This window comes from Candidatus Auribacterota bacterium, from assembly GCA_026392035.1.
Classification (GTDB): domain Bacteria; phylum Auribacterota; class Tritonobacteria; order UBA1439; family UBA1439; genus JAPLCX01.
This window is the reverse complement of sequence record JAPLCX010000111.1, coordinates 1-5,584: the sequence shown is the minus strand read 5'-3', so window position 1 is coordinate 5,584 and position 5,584 is coordinate 1. Positions and strand designations below refer to the sequence as shown.

General features: G+C 52.6%; 7 protein-coding genes. All 7 read right to left on the bottom strand.

Going from position 1 to position 5,584, the window contains the following annotated elements:
• Positions 1-193: 193 nt before the first annotated feature.
• Positions 194-640 (bottom strand): putative zinc-binding protein, encoded by a 447-nt coding sequence (locus NTX71_11955; protein ID MCX6340612.1) that lies wholly within the window; start codon positions 638-640, stop codon positions 194-196.
• A 1-nt stretch (position 641) separates the two neighbouring features.
• A complete protein-coding gene (locus tag NTX71_11950; protein ID MCX6340611.1) occupies positions 642-884 on the bottom strand; it encodes a thioredoxin family protein in 243 nt (80 codons plus the stop codon).
• A gap of 65 nt (positions 885-949) precedes the next feature.
• A complete protein-coding gene (locus NTX71_11945; GenBank protein ID MCX6340610.1) occupies positions 950-1,297 on the bottom strand; it encodes a metalloregulator ArsR/SmtB family transcription factor in 348 nt (115 codons plus the stop codon).
• A gap of 106 nt (positions 1,298-1,403) precedes the next feature.
• On the bottom strand, positions 1,404-1,967 hold the full coding sequence (locus NTX71_11940; GenBank protein ID MCX6340609.1) for a manganese efflux pump MntP family protein: 564 nt from the start codon (positions 1,965-1,967) through the stop codon (positions 1,404-1,406).
• A gap of 7 nt (positions 1,968-1,974) precedes the next feature.
• Positions 1,975-2,673 carry an FAD-binding oxidoreductase gene (locus NTX71_11935; GenBank protein ID MCX6340608.1) on the bottom strand — a complete coding sequence of 233 codons (699 nt, stop codon included), beginning with the start codon at positions 2,671-2,673 and terminating at the stop codon, positions 1,975-1,977.
• Positions 2,674-3,023: 350 nt separating this feature from the next.
• Positions 3,024-4,178 carry a cache domain-containing protein gene (locus NTX71_11930; protein ID MCX6340607.1) on the bottom strand — a complete coding sequence of 385 codons (1,155 nt, stop codon included), beginning with the start codon at positions 4,176-4,178 and terminating at the stop codon, positions 3,024-3,026.
• Between the two features lie 30 nt (positions 4,179-4,208).
• Complete coding sequence (locus NTX71_11925) at positions 4,209-5,339, bottom strand: ABC transporter permease (GenBank protein MCX6340606.1); 1,131 nt, start codon at positions 5,337-5,339, stop codon at positions 4,209-4,211.
• Positions 5,340-5,584: the final 245 nt, after the last annotated feature.

Here is a 5,584-nt window from a genome sequence, read left to right as displayed (position 1 = left end):
GGGACGACGCAGGGGAGCGTGTGGTTCCTCGCGTACCATTGGAGGAGGCGGAATGATTCCATGAGGGCGGCGCTGAATTTCCCGCTCCCGAGCGGGACATAGTAGGCAAAGAGGAATATTCCCACCAGAACGGCCAGTTTCCATAGTTCTTTACGGTTCATTAGGGTAGTATCCTCCTGAAATATTTCTCATCTTAATCCTTGTAGAGACTTTTTTCTATCACTTGCTTGACGGTTGATAAATCTTTTTTCCTGATAGGTTGATACTTCTTCTCTATGCCCAACGCGCTCACGACTATGTAATCGGTCACCGTGAGACCTGCCCGCTCAAGTATCTTTTTCGCGCAGCCGATCTCGCATCCGTCAATTCCCACTATTCTTCCGGCATCCCGCGCGGAAGCGATCATACTCGGGTAATGGGCGCCAATCCCTGCCAGGCAGTACATCAGCCCGGTGCCTTCCGCCGCGAGCTCACGAGAAGCGCGGTCCGCAAGGTGCCCGACATTTGACGCCCCGGAGCATGGAAAGAAGAGTATGCCGGATGCCTCACAGAGACAGCGCGATTTGGACAAGGTGGCCCGAGGAGATACCTTGCGCGGAGCACTTTTGCGATCGAGCTTGGCAGGAGTTTTTCTATTCACATCATTTCTCCTTTTGTATAAGCGATTTAATTTCCTCGGCATCCAGTACTTTCCCCATGCTTTTCACCTCACCATTGACGGAAAGGGCGGGAGTGAGCATAACACCGCGTTTCATAATCTCCCGGATGTCCGTGATCTTCACGATCTCTGCCCTAACGCCCGCCTCGCGCACCGCCTGCTCGGCATTTGCGTGAAGTTTCATGCATTTCGGACATCCCGTTCCAAGAATCTCTATTTTTATCATTGCCTTCCCCCTTTATATATAGCGATATGTCTATTTATCTATTAATCCAAGGAAAAATTTTACACTCATCGCGCTCTTGCGCAAATCTGCTCTCTGTTGACCTGCCTCGTCTTTCGCCTGTCGCTCTCGACCTGGGGATCATCGGCGAGCAAGCGCTTGATGACCGCGATGATGCCCCGCGTCGCATCATCACTGCCGCGCGCCAGCGAATAGATCATCCACTGTCCTTCTTTTATATCATCCACAAGACCGGCCTCCCTGAGGATGCCCAGGTGCCTGGACACACTGGATTGGGCTATGCCCAACACCGCGGTAATCTCGCACACGCAGAGCGGCCTTGTCTCGAGCATTTTTAGAATGCGCAGCCTGTTGCGGTCCGCGAGCGCTTTAAAGATTTTCTCGACGTGTCTCATAAATAGCCATATCTACATTTTGCTATATACTACATCTCTTCCCGCTTCCCGTCAAGAGCTAATTATATTCAAATCCGGAGATATGCCCGCTCCTGTGGTGAGTGCTTCAGCTCAGGAAGTGTTCACAAAGGATTTTTATCCCGATCAGGATCAGCACGATGCCGCCGGCCGCCTCCACCCTCTTCCCGAAGAGTCTTCCCGCGAGAGGGCCGATCTTCATCCCTACGCAGGTGAGTACGAACGATACGATACCGATCACCATGGCAGGATAAAGAATCTCCACCCCGAGCACACTGAGACTCAAACCAACCCCCAGCGCATCAATACTCGTCGCCAGGGAAAGCATGATGAGAGATATGCCCCGCGTTGGATCATCACCTCCCACCTCGCCGCGACCGATTACCGTAGACTCATAGATCATCTTGCCGCCGATGAATGCAAGCAACCCAAAGGCCACCCAGTGGTCAAAGCCCTGTATGTATTCCAGCAGGCCGCGCCCGGCGAACCATCCAAGGACGGGCATAAGAAACTGGTATAGTCCAAAGTTAAACGCGAGCTTGAACGTCTGATGATTCGATGGTTTTCCCACGGCGAGGGCTATCGCGAGGGAGACAGCAAAGCAGTCCATCGCCAGGGCTACTGCCATAAAGAATAGAACAGCAAAGCTCATACAGTCCTCAATACCCCTGGAATCGTTCGGTGACAATCCTGTCTTCAGGCACGCAAAGCTCCTCAGCCAGCAATCCCTTCATCGACTCCACCATCGCCGGCGGGCCACAGACATAAAATTTCCTCAGGGCATAATCGGGAACCTCGTTCCTGACAATCTGGCTGTTGATCAGTCCAATCGTGCACGTAAAACCGGGGGCGGGCTCACAGAGCACATGAGCGACCCTCAGGCCGGGATGCTGTTTCTGCATAAGGTCAAAATCCTCCTTGAAAACGATATCCCTGATCGAACGGTTTGCGTACACCAGGACCATATCACTATCCAGCCTCTTATCCACCGCGTACTTGTACATGCTCCGTATCGGTGTAATCCCGATGCCGCCGGAGAGGAAGGCAATTTTTGTGGACGCGCTGTCCAGAGTAAATTTTCCAAACGGGTAGTGCATGTGCACCATATCGCCAGGTTTGAGCGAATCGAGCGCTCTGGAAAAATCACTCTGCGTCAGCTTTTTCGTGAACTCGATATGGTCTTTCTCTGTCGGAGAACTGGAGATGGAGAGGTACCGCGTGCACTCAGGATCTGTCGTGAGCGTGACACGGAGAAACTGTCCCGCTTTGTAATCTTTACCGGGATTTTCCACGCGGATGCTCTTTACATTGCTTGTCCGCTTGATTACCTCTTTCACCATTGCGGGGACACTCTTCATAACTTCCTCCAATGATAGTTGTTAAGTGCTAATTCTTAATTTCGATATCGCTTTATATAGAGCAGCCTTGATTACCTACCCAATTCCCTCGCCGTGAACAAAGGCCGCTCCGTAGATATGCATCATCAAGCATGGCATACACCAAATATGCTCCAGGGTATTATTCACTGCCTTTCAAATTGAATCACCACTGCCCGGGGCATGCTCGGGGAGAGCATTCCCCGCTTTTGGAAGTACCGTAGCGCGCCGGCGTAGCCAATCCCCGTCACCAGTGCATGTTCTTGGACGGCTCACTCACGAAACATCCATGGTGCGTTATGGGTTCGATGCCGCGCGACAACCAATGGCTCTCATTGAGGCGCCCCCCGTCCCTTTCTCAGGCTGTCGTGGAGTGCCTTTTCAATTTTTCTGCGTTCGTCGATTTCGAGATGGAGTTGCCTGTTTATTATATGAAGTGCCTTCGTGGACGTAACGAGCTCAATTCTCCTCCTGCTCACGCGATGGAGCGCCGCACCCAACACGCCGATAATCAAAAACACAAATCCAACAAATAGGAGGTTGTCTCTGATATTCTTGTGGATCGGGCCTGAGATAGCTCCATAGTCCATCGCAACCGCCATACTCCATACATTCGCGCCAATACGGATTGGGGCGAACGCAATCAGCGCGCTGGTGATGGACGGACCAATGCCATCCGAGGGGAGCGGGGCGATGCCCATCCCTTCCGAACGTTTCTCCATAAAGCGCACCTCTCGTTTCAGCATAGCCATGTCGAGCCCTGGGAATTTCTCGTGCATCGCCGTCGCCATATCTTTACCCAGCAGAGAATCATCAGGATAGCTCATAAACATTCCACTCCCATCGAGGACGAAGGCATAAATTGATTCACCCAGGTTGATATGACGGCATAGATTATGGATCCTTTCAATGGACAGCACGGCGCGGAGCACGCCCGTAAACGCATCGCCTTCAAATACCGGTTGCAAAATCGCAAGCGCAAGCGCTCCTGAGGGCTGTCTGAATACCGTGCTGATGCATGGCCGGCGTGAGACAAGTGCAATCGCGACGTCCGGCACCTGTGAAATGTCCTTGCCTGCTTCGCCTTCGCGCTGCGGGCTGCAGCCCATAACCATACCGTGTGTATCAATCAGGTAGATTGCATCGACAAGCCTCTTGACATCTCTATATGAATCTTCGAGTGCAGCGTGCCCCCTGTCGGTGTCCCCGAGAAATCGTTCCTTAAAACTCCTGTGAAAGACAGTACTCGTTGCAAGAATGTATAGCTTTTGCTGAATGTCACCAATATGTTTCTCAAGACTTTGCGCCTGGGCGCGCGCAAGCGTCAGCAACAACTGCTGGGTCTGAACAACCATGGCGTGCTCAAAATCGCTGTGATTCAGCCACACAAGATAGCCGAACCCGCCAAGGCTCGCGGCAACAGCCGCACCCAAGAAACAGCGGATGACCGTTTGCATTGTTTTCCGGCGTTGAAATAATGCATACATCTTAGTAATCCCTCCTTCACTCAATGGTTGTTACCCGAGGCTCCGGCGGAAACGCAGGGCGCTGAACGAGATGACGGCGAGCCCGATAATCAGCAGGGCGATCATCTGCGGATAGAGGATGCGGATGCCGACGCCTTTCAGAAAGATCCCCCGCAGGATGACCAGGTAGTACCTCAGGGGATTCAGGTAGGTGATATACTGGATGGGGACGGGCATATTCTGGATCGGGTACATGAAGCCGGAGAGAAGGTTCGCGGGGAAGAAAAAGAGGAAGGTGGACATCATCGCCTCCTCCTGGGTCGCGGAGAGGGTCGAGATGAAGAGACCCACGCCCAGGCTCGTCAGAAGATAAATCATCGTGCAGCCGAGGAGCAGCAGCAGGCTGCCCCGCATGGGAATCTGGAACCAGAATTCAGCGAGCACGGTCACGAAAGCGACCTGGATCAGAGCGATGACGGCAAACGGGGTGAGTTTCCCGAGGATGAGCTCGATCGGCCGGAGCGGGCTCACGATAAGCTGCTCCATCGTGCCGATCTCCTTCTCCCGCACGATGGCCATCGAGGTGAGCAGCAGCGTCATCACCGTGATCAGCAGGGATATCACACCGGGGATATAGTAGTTCTTCGACTCAAGATTTTCGTTGAACCATGAGCGGTCCCTCATCTCCACGCTCGGGACCACCACCTTCCTCTCTAGAAAGATGGATTCCCTGTCCTGTAAAACCTTATGGGAGTATTGGGCCACGATCTGGTTCGCGTATCCGAGGACGATGCCCGCCGTGTTCGAGTCGGATGCGTCGAGTATGAGCTGGAGTTTTGCGCTCCTGTTGCCTTCCAGGTCTCTCCCGAAACCGCGGTCGAAGCGGAGCACCGCGGTCACCTTTGTTTTGTTGATCAGCCTGTTCTGCTCAGCGTCATTGGCAATGTAGTACTTGGCGTGAAAATACTTGGAGTAGGTGAAGGCCCTGATCACGTCGCGGCTCTCGTAGGTATTGTCCCTGTCGTAGATGGCGGTGGGCACATTGCGGACATCGGTGTTCGCCGCATAGCCGAAGACAATTATCTGTATCAGGGGGGTGACAAAGAGGGTGAATCGCATCCGCGGGTCGCGGAGGACCTGGATGAATTCTTTTATAATGATGCTCTTAATTCGCTCCAGCATAATTACCACAGTTGAAAGTCATAAGTGGCCAGTTTAAAGATTATTGCTATCATCGGTCAGTACTGTCCGGTTATAACACAAACAATTGCAGTTGGTTGTGACATTCGACATTTATATCTTGCGGGAGATTTGTTGTAACTAACTGCGAGAGAGGCACATCTTCGAGAAGCGAAAGGCTGAGAATTTGCATAATTTCGCCGAGACTGCGCTCGATATTGAGAATCTTTCTGATAATGGAAACAAGG